A 21,361-nucleotide genomic window follows, 5' to 3' on the forward strand; every position below is an offset into this window, starting at 1 on the left:
AGCCAACTCGCGGCCGGGCCGCTGCGCCGCTGCGCGGCGGACCCTCCTCGAGGTCGGGGTCGTACCGGGCAGGGAATGCTGTCATCGCGGTTTCAACCCAGGAGACGTCTGGCTCGACCTTTGGAGGTTGGGCCACCGTACGGTCGGGGTGTGTCAGTGCACGAGGTCGCGAATCGTGTCGCGTAGTTCGCGCCCTTCTGCTGTTCCGTACCAGTGGAGATGTCCGAGAAGCCAGTCTCGGTAGGCGATTTCGGCGTTACGTGGGTCGTGGGCGATGGTCAAGAAGTAGTCGATTTCGGAGAGTTCGTAGCCGATGTGGACCAGCGGGAGCAGGTCGGGGAGCAGGTTCTGTTCGGCGGCCGAGAGGGGCCGCGCCGATCTATATCCCTCGATCAGCGCGGCGATCTGGTCCGTGCGCACGTGTGCGGGACCGCCGTCGCGCAGGGAAACCCAGTCGATGGTGGTGCGTTCGATGGCGGTGGCCAGGTCGAAGACGGCGGTGGTCCGGTCGGCCAGACCGAAATCGATTACCGAGGTCACCTCGTGGTCGTCCCACAGCACGTTCGTGGCGTGCCAGTCCCCGTGCGTCCACTGCGGCGCGATGCCGGAGAAGTCGGCCTGGAACTCGGGAACCTCAGCACGCCAGTCTCTTCCGCTCAGGAACCGATCGACCGACGGCCGCTTGGCGATGGCCCGTTCGAACGCGCGCACCACATCACCGTGCATACTCGCCAGCAACGGCCGGGACGGCCTGGCAGGTGTGTCGAAACCCGCTGCGGCCGTGTGCAATCGACCGAGCATCGCCCCGGCGCTCGCCGCATCCTCGCGGTCGCGATACGGCGACCAGGAGAAGTCCGCGCGATACCGGTCTTCGCCAATTCCTGCCCGATGCACCTCGTAGACGAACTCGCCCACACCGCCGCTCGAACGACCACGGTCAGTACTCGCCCCGGAGCCACGACCGGGCCGACCTGTCACCCGATCACCCACGGCGACAAGCACTTCGGGCACCGGAACGCCGCGCTCGCGCAGATGAGCCATGAAGCGATGTTCCTCACTCAACGCCACCTCATCGCGCAACCGCAGCGGCATCCGCTTCACCACGAACCGCTCTCCGCCGTCCGAGCGCACCCCCACCGTCGACGACAGCGGCCGCGCCCCACGCCATTCGATCGCCGCGAGCGCCGATCCACCCCAGGTCGTGGCGACGGCGCGCGCGATCTCGTCATCGGTGAGCGGTGGCCACGTGGGCTCGGCCAGCGGGTCATCGCCCATCCCGAACACCTGATCGTCAGCCATCGCCCCAGTATCGACGGTGCGGGCACGTAGGCCTTCGCGACGGCGTGCCCGCGCGCCGACGCGGGCACGGCGCCCCCTGAGTCGATCCCCTAAGCTCCCCTCGTGAGCTTGCCCTCCCCCACTGCAGACAATCGTGCCGTCGTCACCGGCGCGTCCTCCGGTATCGGCACCGCGCTGGCCGCCGAATTGGCCGGGCGCGGCTATTCGCTGATCCTGGTCGCGCGCCGCGGTGAGATCCTCACCGAACTGGCCCAGCGGTTGACCCTGGCCCACGGCATCACCGCCGAGGTCCGCGCGGTCGACCTCGCCGATCGCACCCAGCGAGCGGGCCTGGTCACCGAGCTCGCAGCCCGCGATATCGCCGTCCTGTGCAACAACGCGGGCGTCGCGACGTTCGGCCCGGTCGCCGAGCTCGACTTCGGCTACGAGCGTATGCAGATGGAACTCAACGCCACCGCCGTGCACGACCTCACCCTGGCGGTGCTGCCCGGCATGATCGAACGCAAGGCGGGCGGGATCCTGATCAGCGGTTCGGCGGCGGGCAATATGCCGATCCCGAACAACGCCACCTACGCGGCGTCGAAGGCGTTCGCGAACACCTTCTCGGAATCGCTGCGCGGCGAGCTCAAGGGCAGCGGCGTGCACGTCACGCTGCTGGCGCCCGGTCCGGTCCGCACCGAAACCCCGGCCCCCGAGGACCAGTCGATCGTGGACAAGATGGTCCCCGACTTCCTCTGGGTCTCGTCGGAGTACACCGCCAAGGTGTCCATCGACGCGCTGGCCCGCAACAAGATGCGTATCGTCCCCGGCCTGATCAGCAAGGGCATGAGCGTCGCGGGGAATTACGGCCCCCGCTCGTTCACGGCGCCGATCGCGGGCGCGTTCTACAAGAAACTGGGCAACTGATCACCGCCTGACGCATCAGCGCTGTCAGCAACCCGTCAGGATGGGCTCGCAGGCGGTCAAGGACCCGTAAACGCCGAGTTCAGCGGGCCGTGCGGAGCGTAATCCTGGAGTATGCCCCGCCATTCCGAAATGCGGGGGCGTCCCCAGGAGATCACAGTGACGTTGCTCGACATCTTCCCGTCGTTGCGCGCGACCACCGTACCGCGGCTCGATCCCGCGGTCTGGCCGACCGATACCCACTACGACCACGACGGCCGGATCACCCTCGGCTCGGTGGCGCTCGCCGATATCGCCGACCAGTTCGGCACCCCGGTCCAGGTAGTGGACGAAACCGAGGTGCGCGAGCGCTGCCGCGCCTACCGCAAGCATTTCCCCGAGGCGGAGATCGTCTACGCGGGCACCGCGTTGATGGTCGGCGCGGTGGCGAGCTGGGTCGCCGACGAGGGTCTGTCGGTGCAGGTCGGGTCGAGCGGTGAGTTATCGGTCGCGCTCGCCGCGGGCATCGATCCGCGCCGGATCGTCCTGCACGGCAACGGCAAGACTCTCGACGAACTGAAGACCGCCGTACGCTGCGGCGTCGGCCGCATCGTGGTCGGCTCACTCACCGAGATCACCCTGCTCACCACCTTGGCGACCCAGCCGCAGCAGGTGCTGCTCCGCGTCGCCACCGGCATCGATGTTCCCGGTGCCGACCAGTTCGGCTTCCCGCTCGGCAGTCGGTCGTTCGAGACCGCGGTCGCCCGGATCGCGGGCCGGTGCAACCTGCAGCTCGTCGGCCTGCACTGCCATCTCGGCTCGCAGATCCACAACCCCGACCACTACGGCGAAGCGATCCGCCGAATGATCGGCGAGATGTCCTGGATCGACCACGAATACGGCCTGCTGCTGTCCCACCTCGACATCGGCGGCGGGCACGCCGTGGCACTGCGCAGCGGCGACGCCGAAATGAACCTGCGCGAACTCGCCGACATCCTCGACGATGCGCTGGACGCCGGTTGCGCGCGCCACCGTTTCCCTCGTCCCGCGCTCGCGATGGAACCCGGGCGCGCGATCGTCGCCAGGGCGGGCGTCACCCTGTATCGGGTGCTCGCTGTCAACGAGACCGCCGATGGCGGGACCCGCGTGATCGTCGACGGTGGCGGCTGCGGCGGCCGTGGACACAGCGGCGCGCTCGTGGTCAACCGACACCCGATGGGCCCGCGGATGACCGCGTCCATCGCGGGCAAACACAGCGAGTCCGGCGCGCTCATCGCCACCGAGGTCCGGCTACCCGCCGATCTCCACCCCGGCGAAGTTCTCGCCCTGCCGTGCACCGGCGCATACCACCACGGGCTGGCGACGACCTACCGCACCGTGGGCAGGCCACCGATCGTCGCCGTCGCCGACGGCCGCACCAGGCAGTTGCTGCGCCGTGAGACCACCGCCGACCTGCTCACGCGTGAGTTCGTGGACTGAGGTGCCGACGCGCGGCGCGCGCAGGCCGGCTGACACGCGAACTCGCGGCGCCGAACGGCTCGCGGGTCGATCCAGGGACCCGATCGTCGTCGAGCACCGACCTCGGCCGATCACCGGCGACGGGTGCCGAAGATGCTGCGGCTGATCTCGCGCCCGGCCGCACTCGCCGCCGATCGCAGGAAACTCTTCACCGCCGGATTCGCCATGATCCGATCGGCGGCCGAGTCCTGCTCGGGTCGGGCCGTCGAACGCCCCGGCGCGGGAGCGGCTTCGGGCGTTGGGTCGGCGGCCGCCACGCTGGCCAGCAGCATCTCGTAGGCCGATTCCCGGTCGACGCTGCGCCCGTATCTACCCTGGAGCTCGCTGCCCAGCGCCTTCGACCTGATCCGCTCGTCGCCGATGGTGTCCATCAGTGAGCGCGGTGGCGCGATCCTGGTCCAGGCGACGGGCGTCGGCGCGCCGGTCTCCGACAGCACGGTGACGATCGCCTCGCCGGTGCCGAGCGAGGTCAGCGCCTCTTCCAGGTCGTACACCGACGACTTCGGATAGGTGCGCACCGTCTTGGACAGCGCCTTCTGATCATCGGGGGTGAACGCGCGCAACGCGTGCTGCACGCGGGCGCCGAGCTGGGAGAGCACCGGGTTGGGGATGTCGGTGGGCAACTGAGTGCAGAAGAACACGCCAACTCCCTTGGAGCGGATCAGCTTCACCGTCTGCTCGACCTGCTGCAGAAAGGCCTTGGACGCCTCGGCGAACAGCAGATGCGCCTCGTCGAAGATGAACACGAGCTCGGGCTTGTCGAGGTCACCCACCTCGGGCAATGTCTGGAAGAGATCGGCCAGCACCCACATCAGGAACGTCGAGAACAGCGCGGGCCGCGCCGCCTGCTGCCCGAGCTCGAACAGCGTGATCACCCCGAGCCCACCCGCGGTGCGTAGCAGATCGGCCGGGTCCAGTTCGGGTTCGCCGAAGAACGTGTCTCCGCCGTCGGCTTCCAGATTCACCAGCGACCGCAGGATCACGCCGGCCGTCTGCGCGGATACCCCACCGATGCCCCTGAGGTCTTCCTTACCTTCGGGGCTGGTCAGGTGAGTGATCACCGCGCGCAGATCCTTCAGATCCAGCAGGGCCAGGCCCCGCTGATCGGCCCAGTGGAAGATCAGGCCGAGCGTGGATTCCTGGGTGTCGTTGAGGCCGAGCACCTTGCTGAGCAGGATCGGGCCGAACGAGGTGATGGTCGCCCTGATCGGCACCCCGATACCGCCCGTGCCGAGCGAGACGAACTCGGTGGGAAAAGAGCTAGGCGCCCAGTCGCCCGCCCCGGTCTCCACCGCGCGCGCCCTGATCTTCTCGTTGTCCGTCCCCCGTTCGCTCAAGCCCGACAGGTCGCCCTTGACGTCCGCCATCACCACGGGAACGCCCGCGCGGGAGAGGTGTTCGGCGATGCCCTGCAGGGTCTTGGTCTTGCCGGTGCCGGTCGCACCGGCCACCAGGCCGTGCCGGTTCATCATCCGCAGTGGAATACGCACGCGCGCAACAGGATCGGCCACACCGTCGACCATCACCGTGCCCAGTTCCAACGCCGGTCCGCTGAAGGCATAGCCCGCGGCGATCGTCGCGGCCGCGCCGGACGGACTCGGCTCTCCGGAAGCCGAGAGCTCAGCGGCGGAATCCGACTCGCTCGTGGCCGTGCTCGCGGCGGCTTCCTGTTCGGCGGCGTCGGCGGCCGCCATGGCCTCGGCGGCGACCCTGGCCGCGTCTTCGGCCGCCCTGCGTGCCGCTGCCGCCTTCTCCTGTGGGGTGGTCATTCGCGCGTCCTCCGTCTGCTCGCTGGCACATACGCAAGAAATGCTCGAAGAATCTGAGGTCAATTCCAGGCAAACTGTATCCGGGCAGGTCATCCGGTCGGCGGACCATCCGGTGATGTCGTCGGCGAACCCGGCCCGCCTCGCCCACGCGACACACCTACCGACCAGCCCGACAGCCCACCATTAGGGTGACTCAGGTGTCAGACAAACTCTTGGTCTGGATGGATTGCGAAATGACGGGGCTCCGTCTCGACAGCGACAAGCTGATCGAGATCGCCGCGCTCGTAACCGACAGCGACCTCAACATTCTCGGTGACGGTGTCGACATCGTCATCCACGCCGACGACGCCGCCCTGGCCTGCATGCCACCCGTCGTCGCCACCATGCACGCGAAATCCGGTCTGACCGAAGAGGTTCGGCAATCCACCGTCACCATCGAGCAGGCCCAGCAGCAGGTGCTCGACTACATCCGCGAGTACGCGCCCACCGCGCGCACGGTGCCGCTGTGCGGTAACTCCATCGGCACCGACCGCGGTTTCATCGCCCGCGACATGCCGGAACTCGACGCGCATCTGCACTACCGGATGGTCGACGTGAGTTCGATCAAGGAGCTGTGCCGGCGCTGGTACCCGCGCATCTACTTCGGCCAGCCGGAGAAGGGTCTGGCCCACCGCGCGCTGGCCGACATCAAGGAATCCATCCGCGAACTCGAGTACTACCGCCGCACCGCGTTCGTCCCGCTGCCGGGGCCGGCCACCACGGAGATCGCCGCCGCCGCACAGGCCGCCACCGAAGCCGTGGATGTCACCGGCTCGAGCCATCTACCAGCGGATTAGGGGTTGACGCTCCACACACGCTAATATCGACGGCGCCGGTGATTCACCGGTGATGGTGACCGTAGTTCAGTTGGTAGAGCACCAGGTTGTGATCCTGGATGTCGCGGGTTCGAGTCCCGTCGGTCACCCCGAAGAGAAGGCCCGGTCCCCGAGGACCGGGCCTTCTCTGTATTCCCACGCCCCACCATCACGGCTCCACCCGGGCCACCGCACGGCCCGCTCGGTGCCGTCGCACAGCCGACCGATTCGCACAGGCCGGACTGCAGAACCGTTGCCTGCCATTGCGGGAGGTGTCCGCGTACACCCGTGAGCAGCCGTCCGCCGCACAGGCGCCGAGACGGTCCATCCCCAGCCCGGTGAGGTGCAACGCCGTGCCGACGGTGATCAGCGCCGCGATCTGACGATCCGTCGCCACCCCGGGGTCCCGGAAATGCAGATGCCAGCCATCGCCCACATGATCGGTCAAGCGCGGCGCGCAGGCGTACTCGGCCAGCAACACATTGAGCCGGGCCGCGCGCTCGGTGCGGTCCACACACTCCACCACGCCCCGCCAACGCCCCAGGAAGGCCGTCACCGACGCCAAATCGTCGTCGGTCACCGGCGCGGACAGGACCAGGCCCGCCGCCGTACAGCGCCGCGCCAACTCCACGGCGTTCGAACACGGCTCATTGAGCAGGTCGACACCCAGCAGCACCGGATCTCGCCCGTAATGGTTGTAATGCACAATGCCATTACAACAGAATCGAACCATGAACAGCCACCCCGCACACACCTGGCAGATCGAGTCACGCCACCGGACCAGCGAGGGCATCGTGGCTTATCAACGCTGCCACTGCGGCGCGCGCAGGGTGGTCGTCGACCACCTGAGCATCGCCTCGGAGATCCATCGCGACGAACCCAGCCTGGCCGCCACCGGATAACAGCCACCACCATGACGAACGTCACGTTTCACCGCTACACTTTGGACCGCTGCCCAGATGTGGGGCAGATCTCGCCATCGCGTCAGCGCTCGACCGGAAAGACCCACTGATGAAGCGTTCCACCGTCGTCGCGGTTCTCGCGGCCGCCACCGTGCTCGGACCCGTCGCAGGGACCGCGGCGGCCTCGCCCGGCCTGCCCCTCACCGACTTCACGGCGGAAGCCCCCATCGGCGACTTCGGCCTGCCCAGCCAGCCCGAGTCCGGATCGGCGCAGAGCGGCTCCACCACAGGCCTCGAAACCACCGGCTCCTCCGGCACCGGCTCGGCCGGTCTACCCAACCTCGACCGCCTACTATTCGGCGGCCGCATCCTGTGCGGCGCCTTCGGCAGCGCGCTCGCCGTCGCGGGCGAGGCGATGATGGATTGCAGCCAGCTCCCCACGCCGCGCTGAGACAGCCATCGACACAACGAAGGGGCACCGGAATTTCCGGTGCCCCTTCGTTTTTCGTGCGTCGCGCGACTACCGCGCGTCGGCGTTGCCCGCCTTCCATTCCGGCCACGCGATGTTCCAGTCACCCAGCCCGTCGACACCGGACAGGGTGCCACCGACCGTGTTCTTGATGACGGTGATGTCACCGCGCTTGGCGTTCTCGTACACCCAGCGCGCGTTCGCCGGACTCAGATTCAGGCAGCCGTGGCTGGCATTGGAGTAGCCCTGCTGCCCCACCGACCACGGCGCCGAGTGGAAGAAGATGCCGCTGTAGGAGATTCGCGTCGCGTAGTCGACCGGCGTGCGGTACCCGTCGGACGAGTTCACCGCCACACCGTAGGTCGAGGAGTCCATGATGATCTTCTCGTGCCGGTCGCTCACGATGTAGACGCCGTTGTCGGTGGGCGTGCTGTCCTTACCCATCGAGGTGGGCATGGTCATGATCACCTGACCGTTCTTCTCCACCACCACCTGCTTGGTGTTGTCGTCGGCGGTGAAGACCACCGCGTCGCCGATGGTGAAGAACGAATGGATGTTGTCCTGGCCGAACAGACCCTTGCCCAGGTCCTTGCCGTAGACGTTCACATCGATGGTCACCTTGGTGCCCGGCGTCCAGTAATGCTCTGGGCGCCACCGCACTTCGCGATTGTTCACCCAGTAGAACGCGCCTTCGACGGCAGGCTCGGTGGTGATCTTGATGGCCTCTTGCGCGGCCCGGCGATCGGGGATGTTCTCGTCGAACTGGATCGCCACCGGCTGACCGATCCCGACCACTTCACCCTCACCCGGAAGCAGGTACGGCTTGGTCTGGCTCTTCGGTGAGCTGGTGGTGAAGCTCAGCGTGGAGGAGTTCGCGCCACCGAGTCCGATGGCCTGGGCCGTGAGCTTGTAGGTCTTGCCGTATCCGAGCACCTCGGCGGTCGACCAGGAGCGCCCGTCCGCCGCCAACTTGCCCGCCACCGCGGTGCCCTGCTGGTTGGTCAGCGAGACCTCGGTGAACTTGCCGTCCTCCACCTGGAAGGCCATCGGCATGCCGGGCGAGACGCCGACCTGCCCGTCCTTGATGGTGGAGACCAGCTTCGGCTTGATGAGCTCGGCGAGGGGGTTGCGATCGATCGCGACCTCCACCCCGGTGCCCTCGGCGGACGAGCAGGCCGACGCACCGAGCGCGAACACCGCCAGCAACACCATCGGAACGATCGTCCGTAGCGACCGAGGTCGCCCCCGCTTCTTACTCATGTCAACCCCGTTTCCGTACCGACGCGATTACAGTGCGCCGCAGATCCCACCGACCCGAATCGCGAGAGCCATCCGTGTAGGCGGGGGGCGTTACGAACTCGACGTCTCGCCCATTCTGCCAGCTTGCCCGGCCAGTTCCAACGGGAAAGCCCCCGCGACACGACCAAGTCACAATCGTTAGATACGCCCGGCGGCCGTCGGCGTTAACAACGCCAAATGTGCCGCATTGTTGCTGGTCAGCGACCGATTTCACTTTCCACCCCACGGCCTGCTAATGTTTGTTCCGCACCGGAGACGGGGCAAAGAACAAAGACATGCGCCATTAGCTCAATTGGCAGAGCAGCTGACTCTTAATCAGCGGGTTCGGGGTTCAAGTCCCTGATGGCGCACAACAGAAGGCCCTTGACCAGTCACAACGGTCAGGGGCCTTCTTCGTCGCATCCTCCGGATCGGACGGCGACCGAGAACGCCAACCATTCACCGCTACATGCCAATCGAGGTTGAGGCGTCCGGAACAGCCGCGCCGTCCGCGCTCCCAACGACCTCGGCGGCCGCGGACCCCCCCGATCAGCCGGACGCAGCCTCGGCACCCCAGGCCCTACAGAGGGCATCCCGGCAGCTACCGCGACCACCGGGGCGCCGCCGCTTCGACCGACGGGCAACGGTCACGATCTCGTTATCGAACCGCCATGGATCATCCCGCGCCCGAGCGCTCAGACGCCGGTTTCAGCTCCCCCGAACTGCGAAAACCTCCACAAAACCTGATTCACCTGAATTTTTTCTGTGACGGCCGCCACTCCGATCGGGGTGGCAAACCCCCTGCATACATAACGATTCCGCAACTGCCCGAAACGGAAACAAGATCGGCAACGTTTGCCGTTCAAGTTTCGTTTACCTGGCGTTCACCTACCGTGACCATTCTGTCATCAGGTCACAAACAGACCTGCGGTTTGGTTAGCCCGGAAGTATCCAACCTCCGATAGCACCGAACAGCGCGTGGTCTCCCCGCAGCCAGCTGTGGAGCACCGTGCGACGCCAGCGATGAACCGCCATCGAGCGTTCGTCCCCCGACAGTGTCGCACCTTCCCATACAGACAGAAACAACGCATCGCCTGACCGGCGTGTACTCCCGTGCGCGCTGCGCGATCCCACGCGCCCTTTGCAGGGCCCGCGTCGCCAGACAGAGATGAAGGAACAGAAAAGCAATGCTCAACAAAGACAAGCTCAGCACCGTTCTCAGCCGCCGCTCGCGCCGTGAGGCGTTCACCGTGGCAGTCGCCGCGGTCGGACTGGTCGCCGTTGCCGCGTCCTCCGCCGTCTCGTTCGCCGACGACAACGTTCCCGCGCGTTCCGCCGCGGTCGTCGAGCAGGCGGAGACCATCCCCGCCGCCGCCGCGCCCGCCATCCAGGCCATCCCGGCACCGGCGGCCGCCCCGGCGCCGATGCCCGAGGTCGCCCCGGCGCCGCAGGCCGCTCCGGCCCCGATGCCCGAGGTGAAGTCCTACGAGAACAACCTCGACGGCTGGATCCGTGAGGCCCTCGACATCATGGCGGCCAAGGGCATCCCCGGCACCTACGAGGGCATCCACCGCAACATCATGCGCGAGTCGACCGGTAACCCCCAGGCGATCAACCTGTGGGACATCAACGCGATCAACGGCATCCCCTCCAAGGGCCTGCTCCAGGTGATCGACCCCACCTTCGCGTCCTTCCACGTCGAGGGCACCCCCTTCGACGTGTGGAACCCGGTGTCCAACATCGTCGCGGCCTGCAACTACGCGGCCAACCGCTACGGCTCCATGGACAACGTCAACTCCGCTTACTGAGCGAACTGACGGGTGAACGCCCGCGCTCCGATCATCGCCGATCGGAGCGCGGGCGTTCGTCGTCGTAGAATCGCCGTCGTGCCAGACAGCGCCGATCAGGCACCCGATCACGCGCATTCCGACGCGGCCACAGCCAGCCGCGTCGCCAAGGCTCGTCGCATGGCGGCCTACGCCTGGTCACGTGACATCCGCAGCACCGAACTGCTGGCCCTGCCCGCGTCCGCCCTGCGCAAGCTGGCCCGCGCCGCCGACACCAACCCGCCGAGCACCGGCGAGACCTGGCAGCTGGTCGCCGACCTCCTCGACCAGAAGGACGCCTGGGCCGCTCGTAACCCCGCGCACGCCGCCGCTGTGCGTACCCACGCCGACGAGAAGCTGCTCTGGGTGAAACCGCCGGTGAAGCCGTGGACAGCGGAGTCCTGACCGCTCAGGCGAGCGGTTTTCGGCTCAGGCCTCGTCGAGATCGGCGACCATGCTCAGTCCCCACATATTGGCGCAGATGGTACAGACCCACGTTCCGTTCATCTCCCGATAGATGTACTTGCTGTCGCAGGCGGGACAGGTCAGCCAGTCTTTCATCAAGATCCTCGCGAGTGGTGAATTATCGAGTGGCGGAGAGGAATTCGATCAGGATGCGGTTGACCTCGTCGGGCCGCTCCAGATAGCCGTAGTGCCCACACCGTTCGATCTCGGCGTAGGTGGCCGTGGGGATCGCCTCGGCGACCTCCCGGCAGAACCGGGGCGGCACCAGCTGGTCATCGGCGAACCCGACCACCAGGCTGGGCACCGCGATCCCCCGATACGCCTGCCGCCGGTCCTGCGACCGATCCATTCCCGCCTGCGCCCTGGTACCGGGAGTTCCCTTCCCCGAAGTGAATTCGAAGATATCGAGCCACTCCTGCGCCTTGGCCGGATCGGCCAGGGTGTGCGGCGACAGATTGATCATCGCCTTCACGGCGGCCGCGTATTCCGGCGGCAACTGAATCCCCTTGTCGAACAACGCCTGCTCGCCCTTGCTCAGCGTGCTCGTGACCGGATGCGGACGCGCGGTAGCGGCGAACATCACCGCCCGGCGCAACAACTCGGGCCGGGCCAGCGCGAGTTCGGCGACGATCCGCGACCCCATCGAGGTGCCGACCACATGCGCCGGGGCACCGAGGTGCTCGATCAGCGCGGCGGTGTCACCGATCAGGTGCGCCATGGTGATGCCAGAGGCGGACTCCGACGACGGCGCGATCCCCCGATTGTCGACTGTGGCGACGGTGAACCCCGCCTTGACCAGAGCGGGTCCCTGATAGGTGCGCCAGACACGTCCAGGACTCCCGCTACCCATCACCAGCAGGACAAGCGGTCCCGAACCGGTGACGTCGTAGCTGAGCTGAATGCCGTTGAGCGAGGCGATGGGCATAGCTCAACGTACCGCCCCGACGGGCCGGTCCCGGCATCGAGGACAACCACGCGGCCGCCTCAGCGCACCGCGGCGAAATACGCGGTGCGAACGGCGAGGATCGCGGGGGCGGGGAAGTCGGGCGCGCCGGATCCGAGTGGCCCGACCTCGACCAGCCAGGTGCTGGTCGAGGCGTCGATGGCGGTGCGGGCAGTGGACGGCTGGAGGACGACGTCATTGCCATCGCAGGAGTAGGCGCCGACCAGGCCGTCGGAGCGGCCGCCCCAGGCCCCACCGACACGGATGCGGCAGTGGCGGCCGTCGGCGAGTTCGAGTGCCCACGGCTCGGGCGATGCGGTTGCGCCGATATCGGCGACCGGTGGGTCGACGGTATACCGGCGAAGGCCGCGCAGCCATGGATCGTTCGCACACAGCAGCGTGGCTCTGTCGGGAGCTGCCCAGCACACGTTGGCCGCGTCGGCCGAAGCACCGCATTGGTAGACGCCCGCGGTGGTTGCCGAGCGACTCGGCGACATATGGGAGCAGTCGAGCGCGCCGACCGGGGTCGGGCTGGTCACGGTGAACCCGCTCGACGGCCGTCCCGCGGCGTCGACGGCGACCAGCGAGACGACATCGGTCGCGACCGGCGGCAGGGGCGCGGTGGTGGCGGGCACGCTACTCGGTGCGCCCCCGCCGGTCGAGCGAGGACCCGGCGTCGTCGGAACCACGGTGACCGTTGGCGAGTGACCCGGCACGATCGTCGGATCGCCCGCGCCCGGCGATTCGGTGATGGGCACGCCCGAACCCCACGAGCCACCTCGAGCAGTGGTCGTCACCGGTTGCGCGACATCGTCTTCGGTCGAGCAGCCCGCGACCGACAACGCACCGAGCAGGACCACTGAAACGATGAATCCGGCTGCCTTCATGCCATCCCCCGCGTGTGAAGTTCGAGCCCTGTCTACCTACGCATCGGCTCGTCGGCCTGAATCGTTAACCGGCCGAATCGCTTCGGGCCTCGCTCGCCGCGACCACCTTGCCCGCCAGCGAGCGGATCGCCGCGCTTTCCGCGTCGGTCATCCGGTCGACGAACACATCCCGCACCAATTCGACATGCTCGGGCGCGGCCTCGCGCAGCACCGCGCGGCCGGCCTCGGTCAGCGAGACGACGATTCCGCGCCCGTCGTCCTCGGCGGGCACACGGTCGACGAGTCCGCGCGCGGCCATCCGCGTCAGTTGCTTGGACAACCGGGACTTGTCCCAGCACACCCGGGCGGCCAATTCCTTGGCCCGTAGGCATCCGCCGGGCGCCGCCGACAGCGGGACCAACAGCTCGTAGTCGGCCATCGAGAGTCCGTGTTCGCCCAGGCCCGCGGCGAGAACGGCGTCGAGTCGCTGGCGCATCAGAATGTAGGACTGCCAGGTCTGCTGTTCTGCTTCGGACAACCATCGGGGCACGGGAATGATTCTAGGCCGTCGTTGGTTGACATGGAAACCAACTACGTAGCTCCCAGGAGGCACCCCATGCCAGCTATCACCGTCGACGACATCATGGTGCTGCCCCGGCTGCCACGTCCCGATGTCACCGAGACCCAGCGGCCGGTTCGCCAGATCGTCACCGCCGCCCGCCAGCAGGAAGGCGCCGGATTCGAGGTGACCCGGCCGTTCCCCAGCGTCGACCTGCGCTCGGCCGACCCGTTCATCCTGCTCGACCAGATGGGCCCGGTCGCCTACGAGCCGTATGCGGCCAAGGGCGCGCCATGGCATCCGCACCGCGGCTTCGAAACCGTCACCTACATGCTCGACGGCACCATGGTCCACCACGATTCCCAAGGTGGCGGCGGCGTCATCGGCGAAGGCGATACCCAGTGGATGACCGCGGGTTCGGGCATGCTGCACGACGAACTGCCCGAGGAGCAGCTCGTCATCTCCGGCGGCACCTTCCACGGAATCCAGCTGTGGGTGAACCTGCCGCGGGCGAACAAGTTCGCCACCCCGCGCTACCAGGACCTGCGCGCGAGCGAACTGACCCTGGTGAGCTCCCACGACGGCGGTGCGCTCGTGCGCGTCATCGCCGGTGAGTTCGCCGGTTTCTCCGGCCCCGGTTCCACCTACACCCCGATCGCCTATGCGCACGCCTCGCTCGTCCCCGGCGCCCAACTGGAGACGCCGTGGCCCAAGGACTACACCGCGATGGCCTATGTGCTGTCGGGCAGCGGCACGGTCGGCGTCGATCGCAGGCCGATCAGCGCCGGCCAACTGGTGGTCTTCGGCAAGGGCGACGCCCTGACCTTGACCGCCGACCTCACCCAGCACGGCACCACCGGCGACCTCGAGGTACTGCTGCTCGGCGGAACTCCCTTGCGGGAACCGGTGATTCAATACGGGCCGTTCGTGATGAACACCCGCCAGGAAATCATCGAGGCGATGGAGGATTTCAACGCGGGTCGTATGGGCACCATCCCGGCGCAACACCTGACCGGGCACCGACTAGGCGAATAACAAACCGCGATTCGCGGCGATTGTTCGGGTCACGTGCGGTTGACAATCGGTCGCCCCGTCACGAAGGTGGACGGGGCCCACCGGCCACATCGTGGCCGTGACCACTCCCCGAACCGCAGCAGACATAGAGGAATTCATGAACGTTCGTCGGCTCACCGTCAGCCTCGCCGCCGTAGGGCTCGCCCTGATCGCCGCTCCCGTCTCCCATGCCGACCCGGTCTCGGGCTCGGCGGGCACCGGATCGTCGAGCTTCGACTCCATCCTCGGAGCGACCGGCTCGGCCAACCTGGTCCAGACCGGTTCCGCCGGCGGCGCGTTCCGCAGCTGCGACGACGCGATCGCGGCGGGCCGCGCGCCCCTGTTCCGCGGCGAGCCGGGCTACTCCCCCCACCTCGACCCCGACGGCGACGGCCTAGCCTGCCCCACGCAGTAAAAAGCAGAACAACAAAAAACACCCGGTGCGGCCAAGCCACACCGGGTGTTTTTTGTTGTCAAAACCCCACAAACGGTCTTCGGCCGCCTCGGATCCGAGGGGCGAGACGTAACGCCGAAGGCGCAGTATCGCCCCTCGGATTCGAGGCAATCAGGGCCGAAGACCCTGCGGCGCCAGCCGCCAAAATTACCGCAGGAACTTGATCAAAATCAGGCCGGCCACGAGGGCGCCCGCTCCGATCAGCGAGTATTTGACCTTCGGCTCGTTCAACTTGGCGACCACCATGTTCTTGGTGTCGTCCGCGATCCGTTGCGGATCCGCGCGCACCGCCAGTTCGTCGAGTGTGGTCGCCAACCGGGTGCGCGCGATCTCGATCTCGCGTTCGATCCGGTCGGTGTCGTCCTTGGCCACCGTCACCTCCAGGTATATGTCTATTGCTCGGCACCGAGTCTATCCATGCCCCTCGCGGACCCGGTCGGTTACCGTGCGGTGGTGACCGACAACCATCGCCTCTCCCCCGGAGACACCGCCCCCGAATTCACGCTGCCCGACGCCGACGGCAAGGATGTGTCGCTGTCGGATTATCGTGGCCGCAAGGTGATCGTCTATTTCTACCCCGCCGCCAGTACCCCCGGCTGCACCAAGCAGGCCTGCGACTTCCGCGACAATCTGGCCGACCTGGGTGGCGCGGGACTCGAGGTGCTCGGTATCTCGCCCGACAAGCCGGCCAAGCTGGCCAAGTTCCGCGACAACGAGGGCCTGACCTTCCCGCTGCTCTCGGACCCCGAGCGCGAGGTGCTAAAGGAATGGGGCGCCTTCGGCGAGAAGATGATGTACGGCAAGACCGTGACGGGCGTGATCCGCTCGACGTTCGTGGTCGACGAGACGGGCAAGATCGAACTCGCCCAGTACAACGTCCGCGCCACCGGCCATGTCGCGAAGTTGCGCCGCGATCTGTCGGTCTAGTCGCCGAAGGTGGCGATGAAGACCTCGTAACCGTCGAGCAGACGGGCGAGTCCGAACTCGAAATCTGCTCTCTCCCAGTCGATATCGTCATCATCGAACGCGGCGTTGGAGAGGGCGGCCGACACCGAGGGAAAGCGCTGCGGGTCGAGCACCCTGGCCATCACCGAGGCGAAGTCGCCGCCCTCCTCCACCTGGAGATCGCGCAGGAACCGCCGTTTACCGACCACGAACATCGACATGTTCATCACCAGTTGAAGTTTGACCGGCTCGGGCACCGCGGCGTCGGCGAGAACCTGTAGCGCGGTCTCGAGCCAGGCCATGTTGTTCGGCCCCATCGGCGGCCTGTTCAGCGGGATGTCCAACCACCACAGGTGACGGCCGAGCCGCTCGAACTCGGCCAGCGCCCACCGCTCGAGGCCCAGCCGCCACGGCGTCCCCGCGGCGATGTCGGGCGGTTGGCCGACAACGCGGTCCATCAGCAGGTCGACCAGCGTGTTCTTGCTGTCGACGTACCGGTACAGCGACATGGCGGTGAAGCCGAGCTGCTTGGCGACCCGATTCATCGACAGCGCCGCGTACCCCTCCGCATCGGCCACTTCGGTCGCGGCGTCGAGGATCTGGTCCAGAGTGAGCCCTCGCTTCGGCCCTCTACCGCCGGGTTGCTCGCGCCCCCACATCAGCGCGACCGCTTTCGGTAGCGCCCTGTCGCCGGACGTCGTCATCTGCCTCCTCTGCTCGTCTCGACTCTAACCGGCTCGCTCTTGCTCTCAAGAACTGTTTAGCCTATAAACTGTGTTTATTACATAAACAGTTTCTCGATCGGAGAGAACTCATGACATCCGGACAACCGCCCGCCCTCTCGATCCGTCGACTGCACAAGGCCTACGGTTCACTCGTGGTCCTCGACGACCTCGACCTGGAGGTCAGTGCGGGCACCGTGTTCGCGCTGCTCGGGCCCAACGGTGCGGGCAAGACCACGCTGGTCCGCATCCTGGCCACTCTCAGCAGGCCCGATCGCGGGGAAATCCAGCTCTTCGAACACGATCTGGCGAAAGCCCCCGATACGATCCGGCGCCTGATCGGCGTCACCGGTCAGTACGCCGCCGTCGACGGGGTACTCACCGGCGCCGAGAACCTGCGCCTCACCGGCAGGCTGCTACACCTGGGCAAGGACGAGACCCGACGCCGTGGCGACGCGCTCCTCGAACGCTTCGATCTGGTCGACGCCGCCGACAAACCGGTGGCCTCGTACTCGGGCGGCATGCGGCGCAGACTCGACCTCGCGATGAGCCTGATGGGTGAGCCGCGGGTGGTCTTCCTCGACGAGCCGACGACCGGCCTCGACCCGCGAAGCCGGCGCGATCTATGGTCTGCCATCAGGGAATTGGCGGCCGAGGGGACCACCATCCTGCTCACCACGCAGTATCTGGAAGAAGCCGATCAGCTCGCCGACCGGATCGCGGTACTCGACCACGGCCGGATCGTCGCCGACGGCACCCCGGCCGAACTCAAACGCCTGGTACCGGGCGGGCACATCCGATTCCGCTTCACCGACCGCGCGCTGCTGACCGCCGCCACCCGCGCGCTCGACCCCACAGCGGGCGCCCAGCCCGATCCCGAACAACTGACCCTGCAGGTGCCCTCCGACGGCAGCGCCGTCGAGATCAAGCGGCTACTCGACCGTTTCGCCGAACTCGATATCGCGATCGAACAGCTGACCGTCCATACCCCCGACCTCGACGACGTCTTCTTCGCGTTGACAGGTCAGCCCACCCGAACCGAGGTATCGGCATGAACGCCACACGCGCACTGCAGGATTCGGCCACGATGCTGGACCGCAACATCCGCCACACCCTGCGCAGCCCCGACACCATGATCATGACGGTCGTACTGCCGGTGGTGATCCTGCTGATGTTCGTGTTCGTCTTCGGTGGCGCGATGGACGTGGGTCCCGGCGCCTATATCGACTACGTGGTACCCGGAATCGTGCTGCTGTGTGCCGGTTTCGGGGCGTCCACCACGGCGCTCGCCCTGTCCACCGACGTGGCCGAGGGCATCATCGACCGGTTCCGCACCATGGCCATCGCCCGGTCGGCAGTACTCACCGGGCACGTCGCCGAAAGCGTGATCCGCAATCTGATCACCTCGGCGATCGTGATCGGGGTGGCGGTGGCGCTCGGTTTCCGCCCGACCACCGATCCGCTGCGCTGGCTCGGGGTGTTCGCGGTGCTGGCGATGTTCGTGTTCGCGCTCTCGTGGCTGGCGGCCGCGTTGGGCCTGCTCGCCCCCAACCCGGAGGCAGCCAACGGGTTCACCTTCGTGTTCATGTTCCTGCCGTACGTGAGTTCGGCATTCGTGCCGACCTCGTCGATGCCGACGTGGCTGCACTGGTTCGCCGAGAATCAGCCGGTGACCCCGGTGATCGAGACGCTGCGCGGATTGTTGATGGGCACCCCGATCAGTAACAACTGGATCCTCGCCGCAGTGTGGTGTGCGGGTATCGGGCTCGCCGGGTACCTCGCGGCGGGGGCGCTGTTCCGGCGTCAGACCAGGGCTTGAGCAGCACGATCAGTGGGCGAATACCGCCGGTGACACCGGCATGGGCGCCTGCGCGGGCTGCATCCCGATCGGGATGCCGGTGCCGGGCAGCGTCGGTGCCGCGGCGGGAACCTGCGGAACCACGGGAACGGCGGGTTCGAGCGGCAGCGGATCTTCCTCCGGCGCGTCCCCGTACAGCTGGGTCGGGTAGTCGAGCGGGAACTCACCCGGGTTCACCAGCTGCGGATTCGGCGACACCGTCTCGTACTGCGACGTGGCCGACTCCTCCGCCGGACTCACCTGCCACCCGCCACCGGAGCCGACATCACCGGTCGACTCGGACTCGACCGTGGCCGCTTCGTGGGTCCGGGGGGCGTGCGGAACGCCCGGCGACGACGTGACGCCGGGCTCCGACGACACGGCCGTGTTGTCGACCACGGGCGAGCCGCTGTTGAGCACCGCGTACGTGCCACCAGCGACGAGTCCGCCCGCGAGCACGCTCGCCGCCGCGGCGACCATCGCCGTCCCACGCTTGGACCGCGAACCGGTCGAGATCGGCACCACGACCGTGTCGCCGAGCGCGACCAGCGCGGCGCCCGCGGCGGGCGCGAACGTCGCCAGCCGACACGGCAGCACCGGCACCCCGAATCCGGCGACCGCGTCGCGCAACGCGGGCGAGTCCGACGACGAGCCGATCAATACCACCGCACCGGGCTTCACCGACGCCGCCTCGAACTGATCCCACGCCGCGGACACGCCCGCGCGCAAGGCATCGGGTGTGGGCGCGCCGGTCTGCGAGTAGGCGGCGAGCACGCGGTGACGGCCCTGGTCGATCAGGGTCATCGCCTGATGGCCGGGCACGGCCTCGTAGACGAGCAGATTGTCGAACTCGTCGAGCCAGGTCATCGCGCCCGCGACGAACAGATGCGACGATTTCGCCGAAACCAGCGAGGCCGTGCGCCATTCCGTCTCCGCCAAGCGGGTCACGATCGCGCGCCGTTCGACGGGGTCGCGGTAACTCACCGCCACCCCGGCGATCTCGCAGTCGTCGTCCAGCTCGGCCTCGATCGCCTCGAGCGCGGCATATACCGCCGCCGCCACTTCGGCCTTGCTGTCACCGTTGGCACGGACGGTGCGCCGCAGCAGCATCCGATCCGTGAGAGTGACGCCTGAGTCGGCGAACGCCACCGCGTGTACGGCTCCCCGTTCGGTACTGACGCCGAGGGTTACCACAGATCCTGCTGCCACAAGTCTTGCCTTCCCCTGTGCGAAAACGGTGCGGGACGGGACCACCCGGGGTCCGTCACGTCGCGGTAGGTCTGATGCGGCGTGAGTCGGCTAGCCGCAAATAAGCGTGCAGATAGACGCACACTTATCTGATGATTCGTCACCGGTCAAGGTATGGATGGGTCAGGATTTCTGCCAGTAGTTGACACGCTGTCGGTAGAGGCGTGTCGCGGATCTGTGTATACCGCTAGCCTGGATGGGTGGAAGTACACGCGCAGGCCCGGTCACCGCAGAGCCGTCCGGACCCTGCGCTGGAATTGCAGGACGACCCCCAGGAGTTGATGCCGCGCAAGCGGCCGACGCAGGAGCGCAGCAAACGCAAATTCGACGCGCTGCTGGCTTCCTCGCGCGAGTTGTTGGTCGAGGTGGGCTTCGAGTCGTTCACCTGTGAAGAGGTCGCCCAGCGCGCCGAGGTGCCCATCGGCACCCTGTACCAGTTCTTCGCCAACAAGTACGTGATCGTCTGCGAACTGAATCGGCAAGACCTGGTTGCGGTTTCCCGCGAGCTGGCCGACTTCCACGGTGAAGTGCCCTCGCTGGACTGGCTGCGGCACATGAACCAGTTCGTCGACCACATGGCGAACCTGTGGACCACCGACCCGTCCCGGCGCGAAGTATGGCTGGCGATGCAATCCACCCCGTCCACCCGGGCTACCGGCGCGCTGCACGAGAAGGAATTCGCCGCCGTCGTCTCGCAGATGCTGCGGCCGCTGACCCCGCGCACGCCACGCGCCCGGCGCACGATGATGGCCGAAGTGCTGGTGCATGTCGTGTATTCGATGCTGAATTTCTCGGTGCAGGAAAACCAGTCGAATACCGACGCCGTGGCCGAACTCAAGCGGCTCATGGTGGCGTACTTGCTGGTGGCGGAAAAGGAATCGCGAACCACCGAGGAGGAATAGCTCGACCGCCTCCCCGCGAGAGCTGCCGGTTGTGGGCAGTGACGCGGGTCGGCGGTCGGACGTGCGGTGAACCTGAGCCGAGTTCTCGGCGGGATACCCCACGTTGATGCGAAATCAGTTCGCGCTAGTTGGCTCCGGTTCGTCCTTCGATGAGGTCGGCCAACTCGCCTGGATCCTCCAGCACGACCATCGCGGCCGCGGTGTCGCCGTCATGGGTCAGGGACAGGTGTACCCGCACGCGGGGCAGGAATTCCGCGGCGAGGCCGTGGAGTTTGATACTGGGCCTACCCCACGCGTCGTTGACGACTTCGATGAGCGGATACGGGTTGTCGCCGATCTGCGGACTGCGGGCGAAGCGAGACGATGCCCAGGCTTTGAGCACCGCCTCCTTCGCGGCCCAGCGTGCGGCGAAGCTGCGGGCCGGGTCGGTTTGCTTGCTCTGGCAGTAGCGACGTTCACCAGCGGTGAATGTCTCCCTGAGCATGGTCGACCCGGGCCGTTGCAGCTGTTCGGAGAACTCGGAGATAGTCACCAAGTCCAAACCGATACCGAGAATCGTCACGAATCGCC

General features: G+C 67.1%; 25 protein-coding genes and 2 tRNA genes. 15 read left to right on the forward strand and 12 right to left on the reverse strand.

From position 1 onward, the window contains the following. Positions 1-153: 153 nt before the first annotated feature. Positions 154-1,299 carry a phosphotransferase enzyme family protein gene (locus NA12_RS26230; RefSeq protein WP_067456920.1) on the reverse strand — a complete coding sequence of 382 codons (1,146 nt, stop codon included), beginning with the start codon at positions 1,297-1,299 and terminating at the stop codon, positions 154-156. Between the two features lie 102 nt (positions 1,300-1,401). Here NA12_RS26230 and cmrA point away from each other — a divergent pair, with 102 nt between their 5' ends. Both cmrA and NA12_RS26240 read left to right on the forward strand, forming a co-directional pair. Then, complete coding sequence (gene cmrA / locus NA12_RS26235) at positions 1,402-2,205, forward strand: mycolate reductase (protein ID WP_067456923.1); 804 nt, start codon at positions 1,402-1,404, stop codon at positions 2,203-2,205. Positions 2,206-2,361: 156 nt separating this feature from the next. Further along, positions 2,362-3,660, forward strand: a complete 1,299-nt coding sequence (locus tag NA12_RS26240) for a diaminopimelate decarboxylase family protein (protein WP_067456926.1) — start codon at positions 2,362-2,364, stop codon at positions 3,658-3,660. 110 nt (positions 3,661-3,770) lie between these two features. Here NA12_RS26240 and NA12_RS26245 read toward each other — a convergent pair whose 3' ends face one another. Next, a complete protein-coding gene (locus tag NA12_RS26245; RefSeq protein WP_067456929.1) occupies positions 3,771-5,468 on the reverse strand; it encodes a helicase HerA-like domain-containing protein in 1,698 nt (565 codons plus the stop codon). A 197-nt stretch (positions 5,469-5,665) separates the two neighbouring features. Here NA12_RS26245 and orn point away from each other — a divergent pair, with 197 nt between their 5' ends. Both orn and NA12_RS26255 read left to right on the forward strand, forming a co-directional pair. Next, positions 5,666-6,304: an oligoribonuclease gene (gene orn, locus NA12_RS26250; protein ID WP_067456932.1), complete on the forward strand. Its 639-nt coding sequence runs from the start codon at positions 5,666-5,668 to the stop codon at positions 6,302-6,304. A 55-nt stretch (positions 6,305-6,359) separates the two neighbouring features. Then, a tRNA-His gene (locus tag NA12_RS26255) sits at positions 6,360-6,432 on the forward strand. Between the two features lie 59 nt (positions 6,433-6,491). Here the strand turns inward: NA12_RS26255 and NA12_RS26260 are convergent. Beyond that, complete coding sequence (locus tag NA12_RS26260; protein ID WP_067456935.1) at positions 6,492-7,028, reverse strand: CGNR zinc finger domain-containing protein; 537 nt, start codon at positions 7,026-7,028, stop codon at positions 6,492-6,494. 25 nt (positions 7,029-7,053) lie between these two features. Between NA12_RS26260 and NA12_RS34220 the strand changes: the two genes are divergently transcribed. Both NA12_RS34220 and NA12_RS26265 read left to right on the forward strand, forming a co-directional pair. After that, positions 7,054-7,224, forward strand: coding sequence for a hypothetical protein (locus NA12_RS34220; RefSeq protein ID WP_165914866.1), 171 nt, complete (start codon positions 7,054-7,056; stop codon positions 7,222-7,224). Between the two features lie 109 nt (positions 7,225-7,333). Further along, entirely contained in the window at positions 7,334-7,675 is a 342-nt protein-coding gene (locus NA12_RS26265; RefSeq protein WP_067456938.1) for a hypothetical protein, read from the forward strand. A 69-nt stretch (positions 7,676-7,744) separates the two neighbouring features. Here NA12_RS26265 and NA12_RS26270 read toward each other — a convergent pair whose 3' ends face one another. Continuing rightward, positions 7,745-8,953: a L,D-transpeptidase gene (locus NA12_RS26270; RefSeq protein ID WP_067456940.1), complete on the reverse strand. Its 1,209-nt coding sequence runs from the start codon at positions 8,951-8,953 to the stop codon at positions 7,745-7,747. Positions 8,954-9,269: 316 nt separating this feature from the next. Here NA12_RS26270 and NA12_RS26275 point away from each other — a divergent pair. From NA12_RS26275 to NA12_RS26285, 3 genes are all read left to right on the forward strand, one after another. Continuing rightward, positions 9,270-9,342 (forward strand) — tRNA-Lys (locus NA12_RS26275). Between the two features lie 816 nt (positions 9,343-10,158). Further along, on the forward strand, positions 10,159-10,779 hold the full coding sequence (locus NA12_RS26280; protein WP_067456943.1) for a transglycosylase SLT domain-containing protein: 621 nt from the start codon (positions 10,159-10,161) through the stop codon (positions 10,777-10,779). A 78-nt stretch (positions 10,780-10,857) separates the two neighbouring features. Beyond that, the gene (locus NA12_RS26285; RefSeq protein ID WP_067457188.1) at positions 10,858-11,202 is read left to right on the forward strand and encodes a hypothetical protein; all 345 of its coding nucleotides are present in this window, start codon (positions 10,858-10,860) and stop codon (positions 11,200-11,202) included. A 24-nt stretch (positions 11,203-11,226) separates the two neighbouring features. Here the strand turns inward: NA12_RS26285 and NA12_RS34740 are convergent, their stop codons facing one another. The 4 genes from NA12_RS34740 to NA12_RS26300 all read right to left on the reverse strand — a co-directional run bounded on the left by NA12_RS34740 (position 11,227) and on the right by NA12_RS26300 (position 13,621). Continuing rightward, entirely contained in the window at positions 11,227-11,358 is a 132-nt protein-coding gene (locus tag NA12_RS34740; protein ID WP_132370222.1) for an alkylphosphonate utilization protein, read from the reverse strand. 22 nt (positions 11,359-11,380) lie between these two features. Then, positions 11,381-12,187, reverse strand: coding sequence for an alpha/beta fold hydrolase (locus NA12_RS26290; RefSeq protein ID WP_067456946.1), 807 nt, complete (start codon positions 12,185-12,187; stop codon positions 11,381-11,383). Between the two features lie 59 nt (positions 12,188-12,246). Beyond that, complete coding sequence (locus NA12_RS26295) at positions 12,247-13,092, reverse strand: hypothetical protein (RefSeq protein WP_084473114.1); 846 nt, start codon at positions 13,090-13,092, stop codon at positions 12,247-12,249. A 64-nt stretch (positions 13,093-13,156) separates the two neighbouring features. Continuing rightward, complete coding sequence (locus NA12_RS26300) at positions 13,157-13,621, reverse strand: MarR family winged helix-turn-helix transcriptional regulator (RefSeq protein WP_067456949.1); 465 nt, start codon at positions 13,619-13,621, stop codon at positions 13,157-13,159. Positions 13,622-13,687: 66 nt separating this feature from the next. Between NA12_RS26300 and NA12_RS26305 the strand changes: the two genes are divergently transcribed. Beyond that, entirely contained in the window at positions 13,688-14,665 is a 978-nt protein-coding gene (locus tag NA12_RS26305) for a pirin family protein (protein WP_067456952.1), read from the forward strand. Positions 14,666-14,801: 136 nt separating this feature from the next. Then, on the forward strand, positions 14,802-15,098 hold the full coding sequence (locus tag NA12_RS26310) for an excalibur calcium-binding domain-containing protein (protein ID WP_067456955.1): 297 nt from the start codon (positions 14,802-14,804) through the stop codon (positions 15,096-15,098). 186 nt (positions 15,099-15,284) lie between these two features. Here NA12_RS26310 and NA12_RS26315 read toward each other — a convergent pair whose 3' ends face one another. Beyond that, positions 15,285-15,515, reverse strand: a complete 231-nt coding sequence (locus tag NA12_RS26315) for a DUF3618 domain-containing protein (RefSeq protein WP_084473116.1) — start codon at positions 15,513-15,515, stop codon at positions 15,285-15,287. A 75-nt stretch (positions 15,516-15,590) separates the two neighbouring features. Here NA12_RS26315 and bcp point away from each other — a divergent pair, with 75 nt between their 5' ends. Then, positions 15,591-16,064 (forward strand): thioredoxin-dependent thiol peroxidase, encoded by a 474-nt coding sequence (gene bcp / locus NA12_RS26320; protein WP_067457197.1) that lies wholly within the window; start codon positions 15,591-15,593, stop codon positions 16,062-16,064. Here the strand turns inward: bcp and NA12_RS26325 are convergent. Beyond that, entirely contained in the window at positions 16,061-16,786 is a 726-nt protein-coding gene (locus tag NA12_RS26325) for a TetR/AcrR family transcriptional regulator (protein ID WP_067456958.1), read from the reverse strand. The two genes, bcp and NA12_RS26325, sit on opposite strands and share 4 nt — an antisense overlap. A 110-nt stretch (positions 16,787-16,896) precedes the next feature. Between NA12_RS26325 and NA12_RS26330 the strand changes: the two genes are divergently transcribed. After that, entirely contained in the window at positions 16,897-17,859 is a 963-nt protein-coding gene (locus NA12_RS26330; protein ID WP_067456961.1) for an ATP-binding cassette domain-containing protein, read from the forward strand. After that, complete coding sequence (locus NA12_RS26335; protein WP_067456964.1) at positions 17,856-18,623, forward strand: ABC transporter permease; 768 nt, start codon at positions 17,856-17,858, stop codon at positions 18,621-18,623. The genes NA12_RS26330 and NA12_RS26335 overlap by 4 nt, the downstream gene beginning before the upstream one ends. 9 nt (positions 18,624-18,632) lie before the next feature. Here NA12_RS26335 and NA12_RS26340 read toward each other — a convergent pair whose 3' ends face one another. Further along, complete coding sequence (locus tag NA12_RS26340; RefSeq protein WP_132370224.1) at positions 18,633-19,850, reverse strand: hypothetical protein; 1,218 nt, start codon at positions 19,848-19,850, stop codon at positions 18,633-18,635. A gap of 320 nt (positions 19,851-20,170) precedes the next feature. Here NA12_RS26340 and NA12_RS26345 point away from each other — a divergent pair, with 320 nt between their 5' ends. Beyond that, positions 20,171-20,791: a TetR/AcrR family transcriptional regulator gene (locus NA12_RS26345; protein ID WP_084473123.1), complete on the forward strand. Its 621-nt coding sequence runs from the start codon at positions 20,171-20,173 to the stop codon at positions 20,789-20,791. Positions 20,792-20,915: 124 nt separating this feature from the next. Here NA12_RS26345 and acpS read toward each other — a convergent pair whose 3' ends face one another. After that, complete coding sequence (gene acpS / locus NA12_RS26350; protein ID WP_067456972.1) at positions 20,916-21,353, reverse strand: holo-ACP synthase AcpS; 438 nt, start codon at positions 21,351-21,353, stop codon at positions 20,916-20,918. Between the last annotated feature and the right edge of the window lie 8 nt (positions 21,354-21,361).

The organism is Nocardia alba NBRC 108234, assembly GCF_001612665.1.
GTDB lineage: Bacteria > Actinomycetota > Actinomycetes > Mycobacteriales > Mycobacteriaceae > Nocardia > Nocardia alba.

Excerpts from the sequence above, each read along its gene's own strand:
- NA12_RS26295 (WP_084473114.1), bottom strand. The coding sequence starts at position 13,092 with ATGAAGGCAGCCGGATTCATCGTTTCAGTGGTCCTGCTCGGTGCGTTG.
- NA12_RS26345 (WP_084473123.1), top strand. The coding sequence starts at position 20,171 with ATGCCGCGCAAGCGGCCGACGCAGGAGCGCAGCAAACGCAAATTCGAC.
- NA12_RS26245 (WP_067456929.1), bottom strand. The coding sequence starts at position 5,468 with ATGACCACCCCACAGGAGAAGGCGGCAGCGGCACGCAGGGCGGCCGAA.
- NA12_RS34740 (WP_132370222.1), bottom strand. The coding sequence starts at position 11,358 with ATGAAAGACTGGCTGACCTGTCCCGCCTGCGACAGCAAGTACATCTAT.
- NA12_RS26290 (WP_067456946.1), bottom strand. The coding sequence starts at position 12,187 with ATGCCCATCGCCTCGCTCAACGGCATTCAGCTCAGCTACGACGTCACC.
- NA12_RS26325 (WP_067456958.1), bottom strand. The coding sequence starts at position 16,786 with ATGACGACGTCCGGCGACAGGGCGCTACCGAAAGCGGTCGCGCTGATG.
- NA12_RS26230 (WP_067456920.1), bottom strand. The coding sequence starts at position 1,299 with ATGGCTGACGATCAGGTGTTCGGGATGGGCGATGACCCGCTGGCCGAG.
- NA12_RS26305 (WP_067456952.1), top strand. The coding sequence starts at position 13,688 with ATGCCAGCTATCACCGTCGACGACATCATGGTGCTGCCCCGGCTGCCA.
- NA12_RS26335 (WP_067456964.1), top strand. The coding sequence starts at position 17,856 with ATGAACGCCACACGCGCACTGCAGGATTCGGCCACGATGCTGGACCGC.
- NA12_RS34220 (WP_165914866.1), top strand. The coding sequence starts at position 7,054 with ATGAACAGCCACCCCGCACACACCTGGCAGATCGAGTCACGCCACCGG.
- NA12_RS26280 (WP_067456943.1), top strand. The coding sequence starts at position 10,159 with ATGCTCAACAAAGACAAGCTCAGCACCGTTCTCAGCCGCCGCTCGCGC.
- NA12_RS26270 (WP_067456940.1), bottom strand. The coding sequence starts at position 8,953 with ATGAGTAAGAAGCGGGGGCGACCTCGGTCGCTACGGACGATCGTTCCG.
- NA12_RS26310 (WP_067456955.1), top strand. The coding sequence starts at position 14,802 with ATGAACGTTCGTCGGCTCACCGTCAGCCTCGCCGCCGTAGGGCTCGCC.
- NA12_RS26265 (WP_067456938.1), top strand. The coding sequence starts at position 7,334 with ATGAAGCGTTCCACCGTCGTCGCGGTTCTCGCGGCCGCCACCGTGCTC.
- NA12_RS26330 (WP_067456961.1), top strand. The coding sequence starts at position 16,897 with ATGACATCCGGACAACCGCCCGCCCTCTCGATCCGTCGACTGCACAAG.